Genomic DNA, 21,650 nt, shown 5'->3' with positions numbered 1-21,650 from the left:
TCAAACGCCGCGCCGAGGGCTGCGGTTAACCAAATGTGAATGACCCAGAAAGCGGCCATATTGCGTATGGAAAGCGGCCCTATTCAGATCGGCCCTATCGAGGAAATCGGTGGCAGTCTGAAAATGCTGGGCCTGACATAGCGACGATGTTTGCACGGGCCAAAAGCTTGATCCGCGCAGCGATGCTGCGAAATCACCCGGCGCAGAGGCCGCCGAAACCAAAGCGAACCCGCAGGTGCGTCCAGCGCATTTGCGGTTAACGCCAAAGCCGGGAATAGGTGGCAAAACGCCCCTGTAGCTTTGCCAGAAGGCGAAGCCCAAGCCCGGTTGGCGCGTCGGTGCCCGTCGCCAGACGATGGATCACCACCTCGGGCGGGCAGGGCTTGCGGCGGACAGGGTCGTAATAGCGTGGGTAGGCGATCAGCGCGGCATGTGCCAGTGCAAGCAGGCTGGGCCGTGGCAGCGGATGGCCGTCGGGTGCCTGTTTGCGGCGCAGTGGCACCGGGCCAAGGTCTTGCGTCAGCCCCCAACCGGCGTAGAAGGGCGCGCCGAGGCAGATGACGCGCTTGCCGCGCAGCAAAGCCTCGAACCCCAGCAATGAGGTCATGGTGACAACGGCATCACAAACCTCGATCAGCTGCACGGGGTCGGCATGGTGGGCCACGACATCGGCCAAACCACGCAGGGCCTGCGCGGCGATCGCACCGGGGCGCAGGCCAGCCTCGACATCGGGGTGGGGTTTGTAGATCAGTGTGGCCTCGGGATAGGCCGAGCGCGCGGCCTGCAAAAGCGCGAGATTGGTGTTGACCGCGCCCGCGCCAAGCCGGATCGAGGCGTCATCTTCGACCTGACCGGGCACCAGCACGCGCAGACCTTCGGGCAGTTCGGGCAAAGCGCCCGCCAGATTGTATTTCGACAAGCGTGCGGCAATCAGGCTGGCGATCATCTTTTCGGTGCGGCGCGCGGCATCGGGGGCGAGTGGCGTCTGGATCAGCCGTTCAAGGCGGCTTTCGCGGCTGGGATCATAGTAAATGCCCAGATCATCGGTGACGAGCGACAACGGCGGCACCAGTTCGGCACCAAGCCCGCGCGAGCGTAAAAAGCCATCCTCGACGCGGCGGATGGTCTGGATGTCTGGCAGCTGCGGCGGCGCTTTGCCCGCCCAGACCAACACACCCCGGCCAGTGGCGCGGGCTTTTGCGATGGCCTTGGCCGGATTATCCTGAAAAATCAGCGGCTTTTCGCAGCCAAACACCGCTTGAAGGCGGGCGCGCTTCCACAAACGCATGCCAAGGGCGACATGGCCAAAACGATCTTCGCGGTGGCTGCGGGCCTCGGCCTCGAGCTGATCGACGGCATCTTCAAAGCTGCACAACCGGTCGCGGCAGGGATCGACCCATGTAGGGGCAAGGATGTGGGCTGCGGCGAAAAGCTGGGTCTTGGTCAGGCTGCGGCTGCGGCGGTCCACAGGGAAAGCATCATGGCTGAGACCCCATCCGGCGTAAAACGGCTGGCCGAACACCTGCGGGCGGTGGCCTGCCAAGATCGCCTCAAACCCCAGTTGCGACGAGACCGTGTAGACGGCGATGGCACCGTCCAGCAGCGCCCAAGGCGAGACGGCGTTGGTTAATAGCCGGATGCGGTCGGTTTGATCTGCGGCACTGAAATGGCCGCGGCGCAGGCCCAGCTGGGTTTCGGGATGGGTCTTGATCACGATGCGGGCATTGGGGTGATCGGCGGCGGCGGTGGCCAGCATCTCGGCAAAGCGGGCGGCATTGGCCCCGGAATGGCGGATCGAAGCATCGCCTGCGGTTTGATCAACGACCAAGACATAGCCGGGTGCGGGCAGGGGCAGGTCGGATTGATGAATGTTGTATTTTGATAAGTCGAGCGCACGGATACGGGCTATTCCGTCGCGGGCGCGGGTCAGCAGGTTCGAATCATCCAACGGGTGCTTGGCGAGGAGCGTTTCAAGCGTGGAGGGTTTGCTGCTGTCGAAATGCACGCCTTGGCCGTCGATCAGCAGGCCAAGCGGGGCATCGCCCATGCGACCAGGGCGGATCGAGCGCAGGAAGGCATCCTCGATACGGACCAGCGGCAGCTTGTAGCGGGCGGCAATCGCCTCGCCACGCCGGGCGTAGGGCGAGCGGCCCCAGACCACCACGCCATCCTCGGGGCCGGGCAGGCCAAGGTGCAAGCTGTGGCCCGCCAGCGCCAGCATCCGGCGCAGATGCGGTTGGCGCAGAAAGCCTGCGTTGTAATAGAAAAGCCGCCGAGGCAATGCCCCGGCGGCTGGTATCAAGGGTCCGCTGCCGGACAAGATCGCCTCACTGTCCGGTGGTTGCGATGTTGTTGGCCGCAGTGGTGGAGCCCGAAATCGCCGACAGCGTTTTGGTCCACTGCACGAAGGGGGCCTCGGTGACATAGACGGTGTCGCCATCGCGGATCAGGAAATCGCGGGCCTCAAACATGCCAGTTGGTTGTGTCAGATCAAGCACATAGACCATGCGCTGATCGCCCTTCAGATCGCGGCGGCCCAGCACTGAATTGGCAACCTCGGCCGGTTCGTTGCGGAACACGAACACGCCGGTCGGGTCTGCGGTGGCGGTATTCAGGCCGCCCACGGTGGCCAAAGCCTCTATCGCCGAAAGGGTTTGGGTTTCAAACGGCACTTTGGTCTGGGTGCCGGTGGCCCCCATCGCGACGAAAGAGCGCGTGTCCCTCTCGACGGTGATTTTGTCGCCGGGACGCAAGGCGATGTCGAGGCTGGGGTTGGAATACAGATCCTCAAGCCAGATCGAGCCGGTCTTGCCGCCGCGCGTCACGCGGACGATGGCAATGGCGGGTTCAATGGTCACGCCGCCGGCTTTTGACAGCATCGCGGACAGGGTGCGGGTTGGACGCTCGATCGGGAAGTTGCCGCTGGCACCGGCAAAGCCGGATACCGTGACGGTCGAGCCGTCGCCCGCAAGCCTTTGCACCGAAACCTGCGGATCGGGGGTCTGGGTGTCGAGTTTTTTGGTGATGATGTTGCGCAAACCATCGGGCGACTGGCCCGCGGCTTTGATTTTGCCCGCGTAGGGGACGAAAATATAGCCTTGGCCATCGACCTGAATTTCGGTCAGCGCCGAGACGCGCTGGCCGGTGTTGCCGAGCAGCGGGTCATCCTTGACGTTTTCATAGATCGTCAGGCCCAGCACATCGCCGGGCGAGATCTGATCCGAGCCGACCACGCCCGCATTGCGGAAGGCCGAGCTGAAGCCAAGCGCTGGCGTCACCGCTGTCGCGCGGGTCACGCGGGCGTTGACGGTCACGATGAAGGCGTCGCCCTGTTTCAGGACCGAGCCTTTGAAGATTTCTGTCTTGTTGGGACCAGAACGCGGCAGGCCACAAGAGCCGACAACACTCACAATCGCCACAAGGACAAGGGCCTTCGCCCCCCTTGATCCGGTAATTTTCACTGCCCGGGCTCCTTTAACTGGATTTGCCTCAAGTTTTGCCTGTAAGGCTACAGAAAGACGAAACAAAATGCCAGTCTTGGTTTCTTTGTTCACTTAACGAGGTGTAACTGTTGCCGTGGTGCCGCTTTCCCGGATGTCAGCGCATCATAGGGATCTTCGGCTTGCAGCATCATATCTACCACCTGTCGTAGCAATTCACGTCGCCCCCGCGAGCTGTAGAAGCCGCCGGGCACTTGGCTGGTTTCCAAGAGATAGTGGCGATAATCGCGGTATGCACGGCTGTCAGGGCGGCTGGGCAGGGTAAAAAAGTCTTTCAGGCTTTGGGTGGAGACAAATTCGGGCTTGGCATAGACCGCCGCACCAAAGGTTTTCAGCGGCAATCCGCGCCAAAGCACTTGCTGGGCGGCAGTGGAATTGACGGTGACTGCGCTGCGCGCGTGGTTCAGCAGCGCTGCCAATTTGCCGCCGCGCACGAAATGCACGCGGGAGTCTACGCCGTGCAGCTTGGCCAAGCGTTTGATTTCATGCGCGACAGGCACGCGGCCATCTTCCAGCGGGTGGGCTTTGAACACGATGTGGTGGTGCGGGGCGGCACCTTTGGCAAAGCCTTCGATCACCACTGCCAGAAATTCCGTCATGGTTTTGAACGGCGAATGCATCTGAAAGCTGGCGTCATGTTCCAGCTGCAACAGCACCAGATGATAGGGGAAGCCGCCATGTTTGATGCGGAAGGTGGCGGCGATGCGTTCCCAGCGATGCACCGGAAGCAGGGCGAGGCGTTTGACATAAAGCCAGAATTCCTGCCCCACACTGAGGGCGCGATGCGGACGAAAATTGCGATAATCCCAGAATCCGCTGAGAACGAACCAATGATACAAAGCGCCCCAGAACATATGCTGGCGCATGTCACCCCAGCGGGCGGGGGCGTCGGGCAGCTCCATATCCAACGCCTCTAGGGCCTTTTGCATCTGCGGCACCGACATCTGCATCAGCCGCGAATTGCCGTTCGAGCCACCACGCTCGTAGCTGATCCAATAGGGGCGCAGATAGCCTTCTTCAAACACATGCACGGTGATGCCTGCGGCGCGGGCGGCAGCAACGGCGGTGGCATGGATCGGGCGGGTGTCGCCATAGAGCACGATATCGGTGATCTCTTTCTGTTCAATCACCGCACGGAAGGCGAGCGGCCAATCCTGCAACTGGCCTTTGAAGGGAATATAGCTGGCCTCGGTGGGCCAGAAGGCGCGGTCGCCCCGGTTGAAGCCAACCCGCCAGACCTGCGCACCTGCGAGTTCCAGCATCTTGCCAAGCCTGTGGAAAAACGGCCCATGCGGACCCTGCAAAAACAGAAAGCGGCGATTTTGAGCTGAACTTGACATGATACTCGCGTAGAAACCCGTGCCACCGATACTGACCGCAGAATATGGCGAAAGTATTGGTATTGTGAACTTGATACTGGGCAAGCGCGGCGAATTTGAGGCGATTGCAGATGTGATGCTTGGGCGAGTGCACGAGCGATTGCACGGGCGCTGCTCTGGCGGTAGTTTCAGGGCAAATCGAAAGGGCCATGCGATGTTTACCGGAATTGTCACCGATATGGGCGAAGTGCTGGAGCTGGAGCAGCGCGGCGATCTGCGGGCGCGGATCGGCACGGTTTACGATGTGGCGCGGGTGGATATTGGCGCGTCAATCGCTTGCGAAGGGGTTTGCTTGACGGTGGTGGCGCTGGGCACCACACCGCGCAACTGGTTTGACGTGCAGATTTCGGCGGAATCCGTGTCAAAGACCAACCTTGCGGGCTGGGCTGTTGGCAAGCGGCTGAACCTTGAGCGGGCGCTGAAAGTGGGCGACGAATTGGGCGGGCATATCGTGTCAGGCCATATAGATGGCGTCGCTGAGGTGGTGAAGATCACCCCCGAGGGCGAGTCGGTGCGAGTGACGTTTCGCGCGCCGGAAGCCTTGGCGAAGTTTATCGCGCCCAAAGGATCGGTTGCGCTGAATGGCACCTCGCTGACGGTGAACGAGGTGGAAGGCTGCGATTTCGGCATCAATTTCATCCCGCATACGCAGGCCGTGACGACTTGGGGCGAGGTCAAGCTGGGCGATCGCGTCAATTTAGAGGTCGATACGATGGCGCGTTATGTCGCGCGGCTGCGCGAGTGGGGCTGAAGCACAGGGGGGCCGGCATTTGGCACAAGGCCAGACAGGCCTGACCGCCAGAGTATTTCTGCCAGTCTTAAGCACAAATTTAGATAAATTTTAGCGATTCTGCGCCGGGCTCAGGGCTGGTGGCTTTTGCGGCTGGCTCTGGCTTTTGCGACCCTTTAGCGCTATGGCGAAACTGAGAGTTGCAGGAAGCCAATCATGACCACACGCACCGAATATTCAGACGCGATTTCCTCGGTTGAGGAGATTATCGAAGATGCCCGCAATGGCCGGATGTTCATTCTTGTTGATCACGAGGATCGCGAGAATGAGGGCGATCTGGTGATCCCGGCGGAAATGGCCACGGCGGATGCGGTGAATTTCATGGCGACGCATGGGCGCGGGCTGATTTGTCTGACGCTGACCAGCGCGCGGATTGATGCTTTGGGGCTGCCGCTGATGGCCTCGAAAAACTCCAGCCGGCATGAGACGGCGTTCACCGTGTCAATCGAGGCGCGTGAGGGGGTAGAGACGGGGATTTCGGCGAAGGATCGCGCGATTACCATTGCGGCGGCGATTGATCCGAAAACCGGGCCTGCCGATCTGGCGACGCCGGGGCATGTGTTCCCGCTGCGCGCCCGCGATGGTGGGGTTTTGGTGCGTGCGGGCCATACCGAAGCTGCGACCGATATTTCACGGCTGGCCGGGTTGAACCCGTCGGGCGTGATCTGCGAGATCATGAAGGATGACGGCACGATGGCGCGGCTGCCTGATCTGGTGGCTTTTGCGCAAAAGCACAATCTGAAGATCGGCACGATCTCGGATCTGATCGCCTATCGGCGGCGGCATGACAATCTGATCAAGGAACGCTCGGTTCGCCGGGTTCATTCGGTGCATGGCGGCGAGTGGCTGATGCGGATTTTCGCGGATGAGACGCAGGGCGATGAGCATGTGGTGCTGACCAAGGGCGATCTTTCCGGGGATGCGCCCGTGCTGACGCGGGTGCATACTTTGAACCCGCTGGAGGATGTGTTGGGGATTGGTGATGGCCATGTTGGCGATCTGCAAGGTGCGATGCGGGTGATTGCGGCGGAAGGGCGCGGCGCGATTGTGCTGCTGCGTGACACGGCGATGAAGATCGAGGCGGGGGAGGCCTCGCCGCAGACCTTGCGGCTGTATGGTTTGGGCGCGCAGATCTTGTCGGCTTTGGGTCTGAGCGCAATTACTTTGGTCACCAATTCCAAGGCCCCGAAAGTGGTGGGGCTAGAGGCTTATGGGCTGTCGATTTCCGGCACCCGTGCGATTGCGGAGTAAATCATGGCTGCCAGTGAAACCCATTACACCCTGCCGCTGCCGACATTTAAGGCTCCGGTCAAGCTGCTGATCGTGGTGGCGCCCTATTACAAGGACATCACCGATCAGCTGGTGGCGGGCGCGCAGGGGGTGGCTGCGGCATGTGGGGCTACTGCCGAGGTCATCGTAGTTCCCGGTGCGCTGGAAGTGCCGTCGGCGATTGCTTTGGCTGAACGGATGGCGCAGTTCGATGGCTATGTGGCGCTGGGCTGTGTCATTCGCGGCGAGACCACGCATTATGATACGGTGTGCAATGACAGTTCGCGCGCGATCACTATGCTGGGTTTGCAGGGGGCGGCGATTGGCAATGGCATCCTGACGGTGGAAAATCGCGGCCAAGCCGAGGTGCGGGCCGAGGTCGCCGGGCAAAACAAAGGTGGCGGTGCGGCTGCTGCGGCCTTGCACCTGATCGCCTTATCGCGCAAATGGGCGACCGACACCAAGGGGATCGGTTTTCGTTCATGACTAAGCCTGACAAGAAACAGATGAAATCGGCCGCTCGGCTTTATGCCGTGCAGGCGTTGTTTCAGATGGAAGCCTCGGGGCAGACCGTGGAAGCGATCCGGCGCGAGTTTGAAACGCATCGCTTTGGCGCTGTCTATGATGGCGATGAGATGGCCGAGGGTGACGTTGATCACTTCCGCGCCGTGGTCGATCATGCGGTGAACTTTCAGGCAATGATCGACCAGATGACCGACCGGGCATTGGTCGCAAAATGGCCGATTGACCGGATTGATCCGGTGATCCGTGCCTTGTTCCGGGCTGCTGGGGCCGAGTTGACCCAGATGGTGACGCCACCAAAAGTGTCGATCAACGAATATGTCGATGTCGCCAAAGCGTTCTTTCCCGAAGGTAAGGAATCGAAATTCGTCAACGCGGTGCTGGATCATATGGCGCGCGAAGCCAAGCCCGAGGCATTTCCAGCGTAGATTTTCGCAAACCTTTCCAAGGATAGGACTTTGGCGCGCGTCAAAGCTGTATCTGTTGGAAAGGACGATGCGATGAAAGTTGTATGGATGGCGGCGTTGATGCTGGCGGCTTGTGTGCAAACCGGGCAGGCGGGCACCGAATGGGTGCTGGCTTCGGTCGATGGCACGGCGGTCGCGTATACCGCGACGCTCAGTCTGGCCGACCCGGGCCGGGTGACGGGCCAAGCGCCCTGCAACCGCTATTTTGCCGAAGTGACCCGCGAGGGCGAGCGCTTTCAGATGGGGTTGATCGGTGCGACCCGGATGGCGTGTTTGCAGATGCAGGGTGAGGCCGCGTATTTTCAGGCGCTGCAGGGCATCGAGACGGCCACCGAAACCGCCACTGTGCTGGTTTTGAGCGGCGCTGGGCATGAGATGATCTTCACACCTGCAGCAAAATAGCCCTGTGCAAAGCGGCGGTACGCGCGGGCGCAATTCCGCCGCTTTGCGCGCTGTGATTGGGTGATCACGCGGTATTTTACGGGGTTTTGCAGGGCATCAGCCGGAGCGGCCACCGTGTTGCGTCTGAAAAATCACTGAATTTGGCATGTTTAGCCATGTTACTTTGCCGTGATGATCCGGTTCCCTCACAGTTTCGCGAGACCCGAATTGTTACACAACTTGCGCAGAATACTGCCGCTTTTTCTGAGGGTTTAGGCGATAAAATGCTATCAAATCATCACCTTGCCTTGTGGCCTTGAACCTATCCCCCTGATGCAACATCTGCACTCCAACGCCGGAAACCTTCGGCGTATGGGATAGTAGTTGAAAGGACGGATCATGAAGAACGTAACTCGTATCGCGGCAGTATCCGCATTCGCATTGGCTGTGGGGTCTCTGCCCGCCGTGGCACAAACCACCCTGCTGGGGACGAATGCAGTGGATGACCAGATTGATGATCTGACCATCCAGGCCAACCGCGACATGGCACGCGGCAATGATGAGCTGCGCTTTGGCAATCAGGAATCGCGTCAAGGCATGTCGGGCTCGGCTTCGCTGGGCTATAGCGGCAAGACCGGCAACAATGAATCGCAAGATTTCTCGGCAGGCGCACGTCTGCGCTTCGCGCAGGATCGCTTTGTGCAGACCCTTGGCTTTGTGATTGACTATTCCGAGGCTGACAATGTGAAGTCGAAGGAAGATGTGTCGGCGGTCTATGACGCCAACTACTACTTCAACGACCAATTCTACGGCTTTGTGCTGGGCCGCATCAACACCAATGGTTTGGCTTCGGTCGCGACGGAAGACAATAATCCGGCAACCGCCCTGTCGAAAGACGCCTTCTTGGGCTTTGGTCCGGGGTATCGGATTGTGAACACCGATACGGTGGCGTGGCGGATGCAGGCGGGTGTCGGTATCAGCTATCTTGAGTTTGGTGACGACAATTCGACCACCGAATCTGCCGGCATCGTGTCGTCGCGGTTCTTCTACAAGTTCAACGACAATGTCTTTGCCAGCATGGACACCGATATCGTGAAATCGGACACGGCTTTGCGGATTGGCAACGATTTGGGCGTGAATTTCAAGATCACCGATGCTTTCGCCACCCGCGTCAGCTACCTGACCGAGTATAACGACAGCCGCGCGATCCGCGCAGACAACAAGCTGGGCGTGTCGCTGGTTTACGGCTTCTGATCAGGGCCTTAGGCTGATCTCAGGCTTTAGATGCGGAAAAGGGGACAGCGTGCTGTCCCCTTTTTCATGCGCCAAAGTTTGGTGCTGCGTGAAGGTGGCGGGCCCGCAGCGGCCGTGACGGCGTGAATTTCCCGAGAGCCTGAGTGTTCAGGTTGGTCGCCAGGTAGCAAGACCAGGATCTTGCCAGAGCCAGCTCCCTCGGAGATGCTTATCGGCCACTGGAAAAGGGCCATACACGCGAAGAGCAGAACCCGCCAAGGCTTAATCTAGGCGTGGGGGGGCGCGATAGCAAGGGGCGCGCAGGGGCTTGCGGGATGTTTCCGTTTCGTTCATATTTTCGCAATGGATAGCGACGATATTTTGCCCAATCTGCCTGGCCAGCGTTTGCAGCGCGGGGTGTGTCGGGCACTGCGGCAACTCGATTTTGTCAGCGTTGAGGAATTGGTGCCAACGCCGGGGCTGCGCGTCGATGTGATGGCGTTGGGGCCGAAGGGCGAGGTTTGGATCATCGAGTGCAAATCCAGCCGCGCCGATTACAGGGCGGATCAGAAATGGCGCGGCTATCTGGAATGGTGCGATCGGTTTTTTTGGGCGGTGGATGGCAATTTCCCGACCGATCTGCTGCCGGAAGGCTCGGGCCTGATCATCGCCGACGCCTATGATGCGGCGCTTGTGCGGATGGGGGCGGATACGCCGTTGTCTGCCGCGCGGCGTAAAGTGATGCTGCAAAAGTTCGCCCGTCACGCGGCATCGCGGCTGCAAGGCTACCGCGACCCCGTCATGGCGGGGTTGCTGATCTAAATTGCCAAGATTTCAGCGCTTTTTCTTCGGTTTGGCGCCGCCTGCAATCGCACGCGCAGCCTCTGCCGCGGCCATCAGTTCTTCGGCGATTTCTTCGGCCTCATCGGCGTCGAAGTCCAAAGGCAGCTCGATGCCGCCATCGGCTTCGATGTAAATGCGCACCATGCCCATCTCGGTCGGGCCGATCTGGATATTCGCTGCGATGTCGCTTTGCTTGTCGATGCCCATCTTGCTGCTCCTTTAGTTTGTCTTGGGGTAACAAGAGCGGCAAACTTTGGCAATCCTGCCCTTGCAATCCGGCGAGGGGGGCGCTAAATCCCCGCTTGCGTGCCGCGTTAGCTCAGTTGGTTAGAGCACTAGATTGTGGATCTAGGGGTCCCCCGTTCGAGCCGGGGACGTGGTACCATCCTTTCTTTTCAGCGCTGGTTGATCTTCGCTTGCCCTGTTTGGCAGGCCTTGGCCTTGCTGCGCAGCCCCTGTATGGTCGGCCTTCCAAGTGAAGGAATTGCCGATGACACCCGAAGCCGCCCGCCGTATCCCCCTTGTTATTGCAGCAGAAATTGGTGCGACTGCGGGTCAGGTGACATCTGCGATCACGCTTTTGGATGAAGGGGCGACGGTGCCGTTCATCGCGCGCTATCGCAAGGAAGTCACTGGCGGCCTTGACGACACGCAACTGCGCAATCTGGCCGAACGTCTGGTCTATCTGCGTGAGCTGGAGGCGCGTCGGGCGGCGATTCTGGGCTCGATCTCGGATCAGGGAAAGCTGACCGATGTTTTGTCGGCGGCACTTGCGAAGGCCACGACCAAGGCCGAGCTGGAAGATATTTACCTGCCCTACAAGCCGAAACGCCGCACGAGGGCGATGATTGCGCGGGAAAATGGGCTGGCCCCGCTTGCCGAGGCGATTCTGGCGGATCGGGCGGCGGACCCTGCGGTTCTGGCGAAAGGCTTCGTGACCGAAGCGGTGCCTGATGTGAAAGCCGCGCTGGAAGGCGTGCGCGATATTGTTGCCGAAGGGCTGTCCGAGGATGCCGCCCTGCTGGGCCGTTTGCGCAGCCATATGAAGCAGGTTGGGCGTTTGCAGGCCAAGGGCGTCGCGGGCAAAGAGGCCGAGGGCGCGAAGTTTTCTGATTATTTTGCGCATAATGAGGCTTGGGCCGGCGCGCCAAGTCACCGGGTTCTGGCGATGCTGCGCGGGCAGAATGAGGGCTTTTTGACCGTTGATCTGGACATTGATCCAGATGCGCCAAAGGGTGACAGCCCGGCAGAGCGGGCTTGTGCGGCGGCACTCAGCGCCTCGGGTCGCGGTTTGGGCGACGCTTGGCTGCGCGAGGCGGCGGCGTGGGGGTGGCGGGTCAAGCTGAAAACCTCGCTGACGCTGGATCTGATGTCAGAGCTGCGCGAGCGGGCCGAAGCAGAAGCGATTGCGGTTTTTGCGCGCAATTTGAAAGACTTGCTGTTGGCCGCTCCGGCAGGGGGTAAGGCTACGATGGGGCTTGATCCGGGGATTCGCACCGGGGTCAAGGTTGCGGTTGTCGATGCGACGGGCAAGGTTCTGGGCACCGATACCGTCTATCCGTTCCAGCCGAAAAACGATCTGCGCGGTGCGCAGGTGGTGATTGCGCAGCTGATCGCCAAGCACGGCGTCAAGCTGATCTCAATCGGCAATGGCACCGCCAGCCGGGAGACCGAAAAGATGGTGGCTGATTTGCTCGCCGTGCTGCCGGGTGCGGAAAAGCCGGTCAAAGTGATCGTCTCCGAAGCTGGGGCTTCGGTTTATTCGGCCAGCGAATTGGCGGCGAAAGAGTTCCCGGGCATGGATGTGTCGCTGCGCGGCGCGGTTTCGATTGCGCGGCGGCTGCAGGATCCGCTGGCGGAATTGGTTAAGATTGAGCCGAAAGCGATTGGTGTCGGCCAGTATCAACACGACGTCGATCAGCACCGTCTGGGCCGCAGCCTTGAGGCCGTGGTGGAAGATGCGGTGAACGCGGTGGGGGTTGACCTGAACACGGCCTCGGCCCCTCTGCTGGCGCGGGTGTCGGGGGTTGGCCCCGGTCTGGCGGAAGCGATTGTCAGCCACCGCGATGCCAATGGACCGTTTGCCACCCGGCGCGAGTTGCTGAAAGTCGCGCGTCTTGGGCCGAAAGCCTTTGAACAAGCGGCGGGATTCTTGCGGATTTCGGGCGGGAAAGAGCCGCTAGATGCAAGCTCGGTTCACCCGGAAGCCTATGATGTGGCACGAAAAATTGTTGCTGCTTGTGGTCGGGACATTCGGGCGTTGATGGCGGACCCCTCGGCGTTGAAGGCGCTTGACCCGCGCAGCTTTGTTGATGCCAAATTCGGTTTGCCGACGGTGAAAGACATTCTCGCCGAGTTGGAAAAACCCGCGCGTGACCCGCGCCCCAGCTTTAAAACCGCGACCTTCGCGGATGGGATTGAGGATATAAAAGACCTGAAGCCCGGCATGATGTTGGAAGGCACCGTCACCAATGTCGCGGCGTTTGGCGCGTTTGTGGATATTGGCGTGCATCAGGATGGGCTGGTGCATGTCAGCCAACTTGCTGATAAATTCGTTAAAGACCCGCATGAAGTGGTTAAGGCGGGCGATGTGGTAAAGGTGCGTGTGGTCGAGGTGGATGTGCCGCGCAAGCGCATTGGCCTGACGATGAAATCCGTCAGCGGCGAGGCGCGCGAGCAGTTGCGGGAACGGCAGCAGGATCGCAGCCCGCAACCGCAACGCGGCAAGCCTTTGCCGACTTCGGCGGGATCATCGGCTGGCAGCAGCGCTTTTGCCGATGCGCTGAAGGGCAAGTTTAACAGCCGTTAACGCAGGCGCCCTTTAACGCAGGCCCAACCCGGCTTTCATCAGCGATTTGCGCACCGGGGCGACGGAATAGAACATATTCAAAGCACCTGCGCGCAGATCGCGCAGGAATTGGCCTTCGATCATCGAGGCGCGATTGAGCGCGTCGATGCCGGTCACGCGCGCCTGCACATCGAAATGACGGCGGCGGTGATAGGTTTCCAGCATCTTGGCACTGCCGATCTGGGCCGGATCGGCCTGCGCAAGATCAAGCAGCGTCGCAAGGTCGGTCAGGCTCATGTTCAAACCCTGCGCGCCGATCGGGGGGACGACATGCGCGGCCTCGGCCATCAAAGCGGTGCGCTCACCCGACATGCGCGCGGCGATTTGGGCAATGATCGGCCAGATCGTGCGGCGCGATGCCAGCGTCAATGGCCCCAGAATCTGGCAGGAGCGGGCGTTGATCGCGGCCTGGAACTCGGGCACAGGCAGGGCAGACAGGCGCTGCGCTTCGGGGCCGGTTTCCATCCAGACCACGGCAGAGCAGGGCAGGCCATTGCGATCTGGCAGCGGCACCAGCGTGAATGGGCCACCCGAGCGGTGAATTTCGGTCGAGACGTTGTTGTGCGGGATTGGATGGTTGACGGCGAAGGTCACGGCCTTTTGACCATAGCGGATGGTTTTAACGGGGATTCCAAGGGCTTGCCGCATGGTTGAATGGCGGCCATCGGCGGCGATCACCAGTTTGGCGTTGATCTTGCGGCCATCTGACAGCGACACGATGGCTTCAGCCTCTCGCGTCAGCAGGGCCGTCGTTGCAATGCCGGGCAGAAAGGTCACATTGGGCAGATCACCAAGCCGGGCGAGCATTTCGCGGCGCAGCAGCCAGTTTGGCAGGTTCCAGCCGAAGGGCTTGTCCGAGAGATCAGCAGCGTCGAAGTCTTTGATAACACGCGGCTCTGCAACCTCACCGCCGGCGTCCACGATCCGCATGATCTGCAAGGCGGCGGCATGCGGCGCAAGGCGATCCCACAGGCCAGCGGCCTCCAGCACCGGGATTGAGGGCTGCAAAAATGCGGTGGTGCGCAGATCGGCGCCCTCGGCCTCGGCCGTGGTGACCGGGGGGGTGGGGTCGGCGCAGAGCACCGAAAAGCCCAAAGTGCCGAAAGCGGCGGCAGCGGTCAGACCCGCCACCCCGCCACCAGAGATCAGAATATCAGCGGAAATGCGTGTCATGGCGGCCCCTTTGCTGCGAATTTAGCGCGGCTGTGGCCGAAAGCGAAGCGACAAAGCGTCTCGGTTGGGTCAGATCAGCGTGGCAAGGAAGGCTGCCAGATCATCGGTGTGATGCTGAATATGCAGCGACTTCAAAGCCTTGGGGGCTACATGCACGGTTTTCATCCCCATCTGATGTGGGGCCATCAGATTACGCGGATCGTCCTCGAACATCGCGGCTGTGGTTGGGTCTACGCCGTCTTGGGCAAAGATCGCTTCAAAGGCGGCGCGTTCCGGCTTTGGGCGAAAGCCCGCGTGCTCGACGCCGTAAACCGCATCAAACAGGCCAGTGAGGCCGCGCGCCTCGAGCACGCGATGGGCGTAGGGGGCGCAGGCGTTGGTGTAGACAATGCGGCGACCGGGCAGGGCGCTGATGGTGCGCGCCAGCTGTGGGTCGGCAGGAAGCACAGTGAAATCAATGTCATGCACATCGGAAAGATAGGGCGCGGGATCAAGCGCATGTTCACGCATCAGACCGGCGAGGGTGGTGCCGTAGCTGTCCCAATAGTGCTGACGCAAGCGATCAGCCTCGGTCTTTCCGACCCCAAGCGCATTCATCACATAGGCGGTCATCCGAACCTCGATCTGGTCGAACAGCCGGAATTGCGGCGGATACAGCGTGTTGTCGAGGTCGAAGACCCAAGTGGTGACGTGTTGGAACTGATTTTTAACCATGGTGCAGAGATAGCGCGAAGATTTCACGACAGCAATCGCTTGATCCTGCGGCGCGGGCGTTTAGTGTCGCGCCATAAACAGGAGCCCGCCGTGCAGAAAGACGCATACACGTTGATCCTCGATTCGATCGAGGCCGGGGTTCATAAACCCGGCGATCGGCTGGTTGAATCTGAGCTCGCCGAGCGGTTGGGCGTGTCTCGCACCCCGGTGCGCGAGGCTTTGCAACGGCTTGAAACTCAAGGCATGCTGACGCGGGACGGGCGTAGTCTGATCGTGGCGTCACTGGACCACAACCAACTGGCTGAACTTTATGTCGTGCGCACGGAGTTGGAAGGCTTGGCGGCACGGCTGGCGGCACGGCATGCGTCGGATGAAGAAATCCGGGTGCTGCGCGGCATGGTTGAAGAGGATCGCGGTCTTTTGGGCGGGGATCCGCGGGTGCTGAGCCGGGCCAACAAGCGGTTTCATCGGCTGATCCATCTGGCCAGCCACAATCGGTTTTTGGTGCAGCAATTGGATCTGGTCCACCGTTCGATGGCGTTGATGGCGACGACGACATTTGCGGCGGCGGGGCGCGATGAGGTGGCCTTGGCCGAGCATGATCAGATCGTGCGCGCGATAGAGGCGCATGACGGTGAGGCGGCGTATCTGGCGTTGAAATCGCATATCTCTAAAGCGTTTGAAACCCGGCTGCGGGTCGATGCGGGAGAGCTGAAAACGCGCTGATTTCAGCGGGTTGTAGCTGGTGCGGCGGGCCAGAGATCAAAAATGGCCGTGACTGGTTTTGTCCCAATAGAACGGCTTGGTCATCAACTCCCACAGGGCCTTGTAGCCGGCCAAGGTGGCCAGCGGATGATAAAAGTGCAAGGTCAGCGCCCAAAGCGGGTTCAGCCGATGCTGCGTGCGGCGCATGCCTGCGATGTCAAACACAAGGCTAAGCACCGTGGTGGCGATCATCGAGATATAGATGGCGCGGAAGGCATCTGCACCAATCGCACTGCTGAACGGGTGGTGAAAGCCCAAGGGCGTCAGCCAGAGCGACCATAGCAAAGGCGCCAGTAATGTTTGCAGGATCGAGCCCAGAAACTGCACCTGAAAGCCGATGAAGCACCGCGCCCCAAGCTGTTGCCACAACAAGCGCGGGTCGCGCATATGGGTGATCCATGTCATCATATAGCCCTTGATCCAGCGCGAGCGTTGCTTGACCCATGGAAAGGAACGGCAGTTGGCTTCCTCAAAGGTGGTGGTGTCGATCAATTCGGTGCGATACCCGTGACGGAACAGGCGTAGCCCCAGATCGGCGTCTTCGGTGACGTTTTGGGCATCCCAACCCCCAAGTTCCTCAAGCGCAGAGCGGCGAAAGAACAAGGTGGTGCCGCCAAGTGGAATAGCCAATCCCATCCGTTCAATCCCCGGCAGGAACATGCGGAACCACGAGGCGTATTCGATGGTGAAGCAGCGCGCCAACCAGTTGCTGCGCGGATTGTAGTATTCAAGTTGGCCTTGCAGGCAGACGACTTCGGGGCCGCGCTGGTGAAAGCGATCCACCACTTTTTGCAGCTGGTCAGGCTCTGGTGCGTCTTCGGCGTCATAAATGCCGACAATTGCGCCCCGGCAATGATCCAGCGCATAGTTCAGCGCGCGCGGCTTGGTTTTGACGCTGCCGTCAGGCACCACGATCACCCGCATCCAGCCCGGCAGATCGGCGCTGCCGAGCGCATCGCGGGTCATCTGATCTTCGGCCTCGACCACCAGCAGGATATCGAGCAATTCGCGCGGGTAGATCAGCCGATCCAGTCGCGCTGTCAGTTGGGTGGCGATGTTGCTTTCGCGGTAGAGCGCCACCATGACGGACACAATTGGCAGATGCGCGACAATGGCGGGTTTGCTTTGCGGTTGCGTTTGCGGCCTGTGCATCAGAATAAACGCGATCAGTTTCATGATATTGGACGAAAGCATCGCACCAAGCGCCAGTGCAAACAGCCAAACCATCGCGGCAACCGGTTGAAACAGTGCAAAGGCGATCATGGCCACGACAATCCCTGCGGCGGGGCGCTGCAGGGTTGTGGTATGATAGGCGCGGCAACTCTCCGCAGCATTGACCCGGGTTTCTGAGGCTGTGGCCAGCGCTGCGCCATGCACCGCCAGCAAGGCGTCCTCGATAGCGAGCATGGGTGCCACAGCCATCGCAACCGGGCCGAAGATGCGTTCCAGCCATGCGCTGTGCTGGTGGAACGTGTCGGGGTAGGCGGTCACAATCACCGTGACATGCCCGGTTTTACACCAAGGCAGCAGGCCGAACCGCAAGGCGCTGACGTGATCGAGGTGTGATGTCAGGCGCGGATCGGGCGGCAGGGCTGCAAGATCGACGCGGCCAACCTGCCAATGCGCCGCTATTGCGTCGTAAAGCACAGAAGGTGGCACTGCGCTGCGGGCCAGCAGCATATCGGCAAGATGTTTGCGGCGGCTGTCTTGTTGGGCGAGCGCTTGCAGGATGATATGCGGCGGCACCAGCCCGTTTTGCATCAGTTTGGCCGCCAATGTTTGCAGCGTGGGCTTTGCCAATACCGCAGGCTGCGCCACGGCCAAGCCGGGCGCAAAGCGGTTGATCGGTCGAAGCGGGGTAACGGCCATCACACCTCCGGGCAGCCGCGACAGACTGCACCCGGAGGGTTAATGATTGATTAACTAAACCAGAGGAACCGGCGTGATCGCGGCAGATCAGGCCGCGCGGCGGGCGCGCATCGCTTCGGCAAACCGCTCAAACAGGTAATAGCTGTCTTGCGGGCCGGGCGATGCCTCGGGGTGGTATTGCACCGAGAAGATCGGTTTGCCATCGACGGCGATGCCGCAGTTGGAGCCATCAAACAGCGAGACATGGGTTTCCGAGACGCCCTTTGGCAGGGTTTGGCTGTCAACGGTGAAGCCGTGGTTCATCGAGGTGATCTCGACCTTGCCGGTGGTGATGTCTTTCACCGGATGGTTGGCGCCGTGGTGGCCGTGGTTCATTTTGACCGTGGTGGCCCCCAACGCCAGTGCAAGCATCTGATGGCCAAGGCAAATTCCGAACAAGGGCAGATCGCGCGCCAGCACGCCCTGAATCATCGGCACGGCATATTTGCCAGTCGCCGCCGGATCGCCGGGGCCGTTCGACAGGAACACGCCTTCGGGGTTCAATGCCAGCACGTCTTCGGCGGTGGCGGTGGCGGGCAAGACGGTGACTTCGCAGCCCGCAGAGGCGAGACAGCGCAAGATGTTGCGTTTTGCACCATAGTCGATGGCGACGACGCGCAGGCCGGTGCCCTCACGTTTGGTGTACCCTGCGGGCCAAGCCCAAAGCTGTTCATCCCAGCGGTAGGATTGCGCGCAGGACACGTCTTTCGCCAGATCAAGTCCAACAAGGCCTTTCCATGCGCGGGCTTTGGCAACCAGCGCGCCGATGTCGAATTTGCCCTCTGGATCATGCGCCAAGCAGACATGCGGCGCGCCTTGCTGGCGGATGGCGCGGGTCAGGCGGCGGGTGTCGATGCCACCGATTCCGATGCGGCCCTTTTGCGCCAGCCATGCTTGCAGATCGGTGGTTGCGCGCCAGTTTGAAGGTTCGGTCGGGTCCCATTTCACCACCATGCCTGCGGCGACTGGGGTGGCGGTCTCGTCATCCTCGGGGGTGACGCCGGTGTTGCCGATATGCGGGAAGGTAAAGGTCACGACTTGGCCCGCATAGGAGGGGTCTGTCATGATTTCCTGATAGCCGGTCATTGCGGTGTTGAACACCAGTTCCGCCACCGTTTCCCCCACCGCGCCAAAGCCATGGCCATAGAACACCGAGCCATCAGAGAGCGCGATACAGGCGGTTGGGCGGGATTCGGAGAGAGTGGACATGGCTGCGGCTCCTGTCGGCAAAATCCGGGCGACACTAGTGGCAGGGGCAGGCAGGGTCAAGGGTTTGCAGCAAAAGGATTGTCTAGGTTAATCAATGCCTTGTGGTTTGTGGGTGCAGTTGCGCGAGATCGGGTGGCGGTGTATGGTCGGATTGGAATTTCAGGGAGTCGAAAGATGGAGTTGCGTGAGCGTCTGCAAGCGGCGGTGAAAGAGGCGATGAAGGCGAAACAGGCCGAGCGGCTTTCGACGCTACGCATGGTCACTTCGGCGATCAAAGACCGCGAAATTGCGGCGCGCGGCGAGGGTGGCGAGGTTGGCGAAAACGACATTCTGGCGCTGCTGGGCAAGATGGTGAAACAACGTCAGGAATCGGCCAAAGCCTATGCGGCAGGCGCGCGTCCCGAGTTGGAAGCCAAAGAGCTGAACGAAATCGCGGTGATCAATGAATTCCTGCCGCAGCAGGTGACGGGCGCTGATCTTGAGGCTGCGATTGCGGCGGCAGTGGCCGAGGCTGGTGCCAGCAGCATCAAAGACATGGGCCGGGTGATGGCGGTGCTGAAGGCCAAATACACCGGAATGATGGATTTTGGTGCCGTGGGGGCGCTGATCAAGGCACAGCTGGGGTAACGCTTAGCGCGGCATCCGCTCCATCGCGACGCGCAGACGGGTGCGTTGGCCGAGATCGGTCAGGCGGACCGGGTCGATGCGGGTGCGGATGTTGCGCGCCTCTATCGCGTTGGTGACGCCGCCGATCAGCCGTTCCATCGCGCGCAGATCGTCGCCACTGACCCAGCCGTTCATCAGAATCTCGAGCCCGCGCAGCCGCACATCTGCGCTAAGCGCCTGAATTTGCTGGGCGGTGTGGTTGTTGACCCAGTTGCGCACCTCGTCGTCGTCATCAAGGCCCCACTCTGAGGGCTGGGTTTCGTTCGCCAGATCAAGCGCGTTTTGCAGACTGAGCGTGCCGCCCGTAACGGCCATCATATTGGTCTCATATCCCGGATTGGCTGGGGTATGGCGCGGGCCACCTTTGTCGCCGCTGGCCCGGCTGGCGGCAGATTCCGAATAGCGATCGTTCAAGCCCAGCACATGGCCAAATTCATGCGCGGCGGTCCAGTTATAGGCGTCAGGCTCGCGGTTGTTCAGTTGCATCGGATGACCTTCCGCGCGCATCTGCACGTTAGAGGGCCCGGGCATGTCGAGCACCTCAATCTGCAAGGCACGTCCCGGTTCGCTGGAAGTGCGGTGGCTGACGATGATGTTGCAGGAAAAATCCACCGCGCCGACCCGCATGGTCCAGGCATTGTTAATGGTGTTTTGAATCTGGGTGGCGCGCAGGGCATTGGCTTGCGGGCCCCAGATCTCGGCGCGGCCCGTTATGCTGAGGGTACTGCCCGCCAGATCGACGGTGATGCCGGGAACGGGTTGAAAACGACGGGGAGGCTGGGCCATGGGAAATCCTTGGGTGAAATGCCGCGTCATGTGGGCGCGCGGTGAAATCTGCTTTGAAAACGGGTCGACGGAAATTTGAATATGCTGATGCTAGCGGCCCCTTTTGGCCGTGCAATGATTCTTGCGCGCGCGCTGATGCCTTATGCGGTGGGGGTGCAAAGCTCGATCAAGGTGCCTTCGGGGGCACGGACATAGGCCAGCGTCTGCCCCCAAGGCATTTCGGTGATCGGTTTGACCAGCACGGCCCCTGCGTCGATGGCGCGGGCGACGGCTGCCGCGACATCCGTGGTTTCAAAAGCCAGTTCATAGGATGGTTTTGCAGGCGGTTCGGTTGCCACCTCTTTGCCGATGCTGTCCATCAGCGCGTGGGAAGAGAACGCCAGTTTGGTGTCGCCAGTGATCAACTCGCCATAATCGCCGCCCTCGTGGAGGAAGCCGATGGGAAAGCCGAAGGCGGCTTCGTAAAATTGCAGCGTTTCCGGGACGGAAGCGACGTAGAGGATGGTATAGCGGTAGATCATGGCGGCCCCCCTGTGATGACAGAAGAAGTTTGCAGCGCTTAGCGCAGGGCGGCAAGGCGTTTGCGCAGATCAATTTCCAGCGCGGCGCGGTCTTCGGGTGGCAGGAAGGCCCCCAGTTCGACCTCGCGACCGTTGCCGGTCAGGGTCAGGTAATCTGGCACCGGGCCTTTGGTTTTGTGCAAGGTGACGCGGACCCAATGCGGATTGGCCTGCCAGCTTTGGTGCTTTCCATGCGGGCCGTGGCGGACAAGGCTGATCTCAGTTTCGCTCAGGCTCAGGTCTTCAAGGATTTCACCGTCTTTGTAACTGCGCTGAAGCGCCCACCAGATCGCTGCGATGGCGGCCAGCAGGAAGGGCAGTATCGCCCATAGGATTGGCGAGCCGATCAGCACGACCAGCGGCAGCGCGATCAAGGCGGCGGTGGAACCTATAAACCAAACCATGCCGCGCCGGGGGAGGGAGCGGTAGGGCCAGAGGTGCAGGCGTTGGGTGTCGTCGCCAGCGGGAGGGAGCCATTCGTAGGGCATGCGGGTGCTTTGTGGAAGGAATCTACGGGTCAGTTTCAGAGGTGAGATAGGCTGATAGCCGGGATGATCAAACATTTGAGCAGGGGCCGAGCATCGCTTTCTTTGCATGGCTTTTGGCTGCGGTCTTGCATACCAGTCATAAAAAAAGC

Annotated in this window: 21 protein-coding genes and 1 tRNA gene; 11 read left to right on the top strand and 11 right to left on the bottom strand. The window is 60.7% G+C overall.

Annotation, left to right across the window (positions count from 1 at the left end; translation table 11 throughout):
- Positions 1-256 precede the first annotated feature (256 nt).
- The 3 genes from QQJ98_RS07240 to QQJ98_RS07230 all read right to left on the bottom strand — a co-directional run bounded on the left by QQJ98_RS07240 (position 257) and on the right by QQJ98_RS07230 (position 4,840).
- Complete coding sequence (locus QQJ98_RS07240; RefSeq protein ID WP_284324679.1) at positions 257-2,320, bottom strand: capsule polysaccharide biogenesis protein; 2,064 nt, start codon at positions 2,318-2,320, stop codon at positions 257-259.
- Between the two features lie 7 nt (positions 2,321-2,327).
- On the bottom strand, positions 2,328-3,461 hold the full coding sequence (locus QQJ98_RS07235; protein ID WP_284324678.1) for a polysaccharide biosynthesis/export family protein: 1,134 nt from the start codon (positions 3,459-3,461) through the stop codon (positions 2,328-2,330).
- A gap of 89 nt (positions 3,462-3,550) precedes the next feature.
- Positions 3,551-4,840 (bottom strand): capsule polysaccharide biogenesis protein, encoded by a 1,290-nt coding sequence (locus QQJ98_RS07230; RefSeq protein ID WP_284324677.1) that lies wholly within the window; start codon positions 4,838-4,840, stop codon positions 3,551-3,553.
- Between the two features lie 193 nt (positions 4,841-5,033).
- Here QQJ98_RS07230 and QQJ98_RS07225 point away from each other — a divergent pair, with 193 nt between their 5' ends.
- The 7 genes from QQJ98_RS07225 to QQJ98_RS07195 all read left to right on the top strand — a co-directional run bounded on the left by QQJ98_RS07225 (position 5,034) and on the right by QQJ98_RS07195 (position 10,363).
- Entirely contained in the window at positions 5,034-5,630 is a 597-nt protein-coding gene (locus QQJ98_RS07225) for a riboflavin synthase (RefSeq protein WP_284324676.1), read from the top strand.
- Positions 5,631-5,825: 195 nt separating this feature from the next.
- The gene (gene ribB, locus QQJ98_RS07220) at positions 5,826-6,920 is read left to right on the top strand and encodes a 3,4-dihydroxy-2-butanone-4-phosphate synthase (RefSeq protein ID WP_284324675.1); all 1,095 of its coding nucleotides are present in this window, start codon (positions 5,826-5,828) and stop codon (positions 6,918-6,920) included.
- A gap of 3 nt (positions 6,921-6,923) precedes the next feature.
- Positions 6,924-7,424, top strand: a complete 501-nt coding sequence (locus QQJ98_RS07215; RefSeq protein ID WP_284324674.1) for a 6,7-dimethyl-8-ribityllumazine synthase — start codon at positions 6,924-6,926, stop codon at positions 7,422-7,424.
- A gap of 20 nt (positions 7,425-7,444) precedes the next feature.
- Complete coding sequence (gene nusB, locus QQJ98_RS07210; RefSeq protein WP_284324673.1) at positions 7,445-7,888, top strand: transcription antitermination factor NusB; 444 nt, start codon at positions 7,445-7,447, stop codon at positions 7,886-7,888.
- A 72-nt stretch (positions 7,889-7,960) separates the two neighbouring features.
- A complete protein-coding gene (locus tag QQJ98_RS07205; RefSeq protein WP_284324672.1) occupies positions 7,961-8,329 on the top strand; it encodes an META domain-containing protein in 369 nt (122 codons plus the stop codon).
- A gap of 378 nt (positions 8,330-8,707) precedes the next feature.
- On the top strand, positions 8,708-9,562 hold the full coding sequence (locus QQJ98_RS07200; protein ID WP_284324671.1) for a DUF481 domain-containing protein: 855 nt from the start codon (positions 8,708-8,710) through the stop codon (positions 9,560-9,562).
- 342 nt (positions 9,563-9,904) lie between these two features.
- On the top strand, positions 9,905-10,363 hold the full coding sequence (locus QQJ98_RS07195) for an MmcB family DNA repair protein (RefSeq protein WP_284324670.1): 459 nt from the start codon (positions 9,905-9,907) through the stop codon (positions 10,361-10,363).
- Positions 10,364-10,375: 12 nt separating this feature from the next.
- Here the strand turns inward: QQJ98_RS07195 and QQJ98_RS07190 are convergent, their stop codons facing one another.
- Positions 10,376-10,591: a DUF6324 family protein gene (locus tag QQJ98_RS07190; protein WP_284324669.1), complete on the bottom strand. Its 216-nt coding sequence runs from the start codon at positions 10,589-10,591 to the stop codon at positions 10,376-10,378.
- Between the two features lie 101 nt (positions 10,592-10,692).
- Between QQJ98_RS07190 and QQJ98_RS07185 the strand changes: the two genes are divergently transcribed.
- Positions 10,693-10,769 (top strand) — tRNA-His (locus QQJ98_RS07185).
- 105 nt (positions 10,770-10,874) lie between these two features.
- Positions 10,875-13,193: a Tex family protein gene (locus QQJ98_RS07180; RefSeq protein WP_284324668.1), complete on the top strand. Its 2,319-nt coding sequence runs from the start codon at positions 10,875-10,877 to the stop codon at positions 13,191-13,193.
- Between the two features lie 12 nt (positions 13,194-13,205).
- Here QQJ98_RS07180 and QQJ98_RS07175 read toward each other — a convergent pair whose 3' ends face one another.
- Positions 13,206-14,405 carry a UbiH/UbiF family hydroxylase gene (locus tag QQJ98_RS07175; protein ID WP_284324667.1) on the bottom strand — a complete coding sequence of 400 codons (1,200 nt, stop codon included), beginning with the start codon at positions 14,403-14,405 and terminating at the stop codon, positions 13,206-13,208.
- 69 nt (positions 14,406-14,474) lie between these two features.
- The gene (locus QQJ98_RS07170) at positions 14,475-15,119 is read right to left on the bottom strand and encodes a pyrimidine 5'-nucleotidase (protein WP_284324921.1); all 645 of its coding nucleotides are present in this window, start codon (positions 15,117-15,119) and stop codon (positions 14,475-14,477) included.
- A gap of 90 nt (positions 15,120-15,209) precedes the next feature.
- Between QQJ98_RS07170 and QQJ98_RS07165 the strand changes: the two genes are divergently transcribed.
- Entirely contained in the window at positions 15,210-15,845 is a 636-nt protein-coding gene (locus tag QQJ98_RS07165) for a GntR family transcriptional regulator (protein WP_284324666.1), read from the top strand.
- 36 nt (positions 15,846-15,881) lie between these two features.
- Here the strand turns inward: QQJ98_RS07165 and QQJ98_RS07160 are convergent, their stop codons facing one another.
- Complete coding sequence (locus tag QQJ98_RS07160) at positions 15,882-17,753, bottom strand: glycosyltransferase (protein ID WP_284324665.1); 1,872 nt, start codon at positions 17,751-17,753, stop codon at positions 15,882-15,884.
- An 87-nt stretch (positions 17,754-17,840) separates the two neighbouring features.
- Positions 17,841-19,001, bottom strand: coding sequence for a glutamine-hydrolyzing carbamoyl-phosphate synthase small subunit (gene carA / locus QQJ98_RS07155; protein WP_284324664.1), 1,161 nt, complete (start codon positions 18,999-19,001; stop codon positions 17,841-17,843).
- Positions 19,002-19,175: 174 nt separating this feature from the next.
- On the opposite strand from carA, the gene QQJ98_RS07150 reads away from it, so the two are divergent.
- Complete coding sequence (locus QQJ98_RS07150) at positions 19,176-19,628, top strand: GatB/YqeY domain-containing protein (protein WP_284324663.1); 453 nt, start codon at positions 19,176-19,178, stop codon at positions 19,626-19,628.
- 3 nt (positions 19,629-19,631) lie between these two features.
- Here QQJ98_RS07150 and QQJ98_RS07145 read toward each other — a convergent pair whose 3' ends face one another.
- From QQJ98_RS07145 to QQJ98_RS07135, 3 genes are all read right to left on the bottom strand, one after another.
- Positions 19,632-20,453 carry a zinc metalloprotease gene (locus QQJ98_RS07145; RefSeq protein ID WP_284324662.1) on the bottom strand — a complete coding sequence of 274 codons (822 nt, stop codon included), beginning with the start codon at positions 20,451-20,453 and terminating at the stop codon, positions 19,632-19,634.
- Positions 20,454-20,593: 140 nt separating this feature from the next.
- Positions 20,594-20,974 (bottom strand): VOC family protein, encoded by a 381-nt coding sequence (locus QQJ98_RS07140; protein WP_284324661.1) that lies wholly within the window; start codon positions 20,972-20,974, stop codon positions 20,594-20,596.
- A 38-nt stretch (positions 20,975-21,012) separates the two neighbouring features.
- A complete protein-coding gene (locus tag QQJ98_RS07135) occupies positions 21,013-21,501 on the bottom strand; it encodes a DUF2244 domain-containing protein (RefSeq protein WP_284324660.1) in 489 nt (162 codons plus the stop codon).
- Positions 21,502-21,650: the final 149 nt, after the last annotated feature.

This window comes from Cypionkella aquatica (assembly GCF_030161095.1).
Lineage (GTDB): Bacteria > Pseudomonadota > Alphaproteobacteria > Rhodobacterales > Rhodobacteraceae > Cypionkella > Cypionkella aquatica.
Note: the sequence above shows the minus strand (reverse complement) of the source record. Positions and strands in the feature narration are given on the sequence as shown.

Bases quoted from the DNA above. Each gene is read 5' to 3' on its own strand.
- carA (WP_284324664.1), bottom strand. From the start codon at position 19,001: ATGTCCACTCTCTCCGAATCCCGCCCAACCGCCTGTATCGCGCTCTCT.
- QQJ98_RS07180 (WP_284324668.1), top strand. From the start codon at position 10,875: ATGACACCCGAAGCCGCCCGCCGTATCCCCCTTGTTATTGCAGCAGAA.
- QQJ98_RS07200 (WP_284324671.1), top strand. From the start codon at position 8,708: ATGAAGAACGTAACTCGTATCGCGGCAGTATCCGCATTCGCATTGGCT.
- QQJ98_RS07230 (WP_284324677.1), bottom strand. From the start codon at position 4,840: ATGTCAAGTTCAGCTCAAAATCGCCGCTTTCTGTTTTTGCAGGGTCCG.
- QQJ98_RS07195 (WP_284324670.1), top strand. From the start codon at position 9,905: ATGGATAGCGACGATATTTTGCCCAATCTGCCTGGCCAGCGTTTGCAG.
- QQJ98_RS07135 (WP_284324660.1), bottom strand. From the start codon at position 21,501: ATGCCCTACGAATGGCTCCCTCCCGCTGGCGACGACACCCAACGCCTG.
- QQJ98_RS07140 (WP_284324661.1), bottom strand. From the start codon at position 20,974: ATGATCTACCGCTATACCATCCTCTACGTCGCTTCCGTCCCGGAAACG.
- QQJ98_RS07160 (WP_284324665.1), bottom strand. From the start codon at position 17,753: ATGGCCGTTACCCCGCTTCGACCGATCAACCGCTTTGCGCCCGGCTTG.
- ribB (WP_284324675.1), top strand. From the start codon at position 5,826: ATGACCACACGCACCGAATATTCAGACGCGATTTCCTCGGTTGAGGAG.
- QQJ98_RS07150 (WP_284324663.1), top strand. From the start codon at position 19,176: ATGGAGTTGCGTGAGCGTCTGCAAGCGGCGGTGAAAGAGGCGATGAAG.
- QQJ98_RS07225 (WP_284324676.1), top strand. From the start codon at position 5,034: ATGTTTACCGGAATTGTCACCGATATGGGCGAAGTGCTGGAGCTGGAG.
- QQJ98_RS07190 (WP_284324669.1), bottom strand. From the start codon at position 10,591: ATGGGCATCGACAAGCAAAGCGACATCGCAGCGAATATCCAGATCGGC.
- QQJ98_RS07215 (WP_284324674.1), top strand. From the start codon at position 6,924: ATGGCTGCCAGTGAAACCCATTACACCCTGCCGCTGCCGACATTTAAG.
- QQJ98_RS07205 (WP_284324672.1), top strand. From the start codon at position 7,961: ATGAAAGTTGTATGGATGGCGGCGTTGATGCTGGCGGCTTGTGTGCAA.
- QQJ98_RS07145 (WP_284324662.1), bottom strand. From the start codon at position 20,453: ATGGCCCAGCCTCCCCGTCGTTTTCAACCCGTTCCCGGCATCACCGTC.
- QQJ98_RS07170 (WP_284324921.1), bottom strand. From the start codon at position 15,119: ATGGTTAAAAATCAGTTCCAACACGTCACCACTTGGGTCTTCGACCTC.
- QQJ98_RS07175 (WP_284324667.1), bottom strand. From the start codon at position 14,405: ATGACACGCATTTCCGCTGATATTCTGATCTCTGGTGGCGGGGTGGCG.
- nusB (WP_284324673.1), top strand. From the start codon at position 7,445: ATGAAATCGGCCGCTCGGCTTTATGCCGTGCAGGCGTTGTTTCAGATG.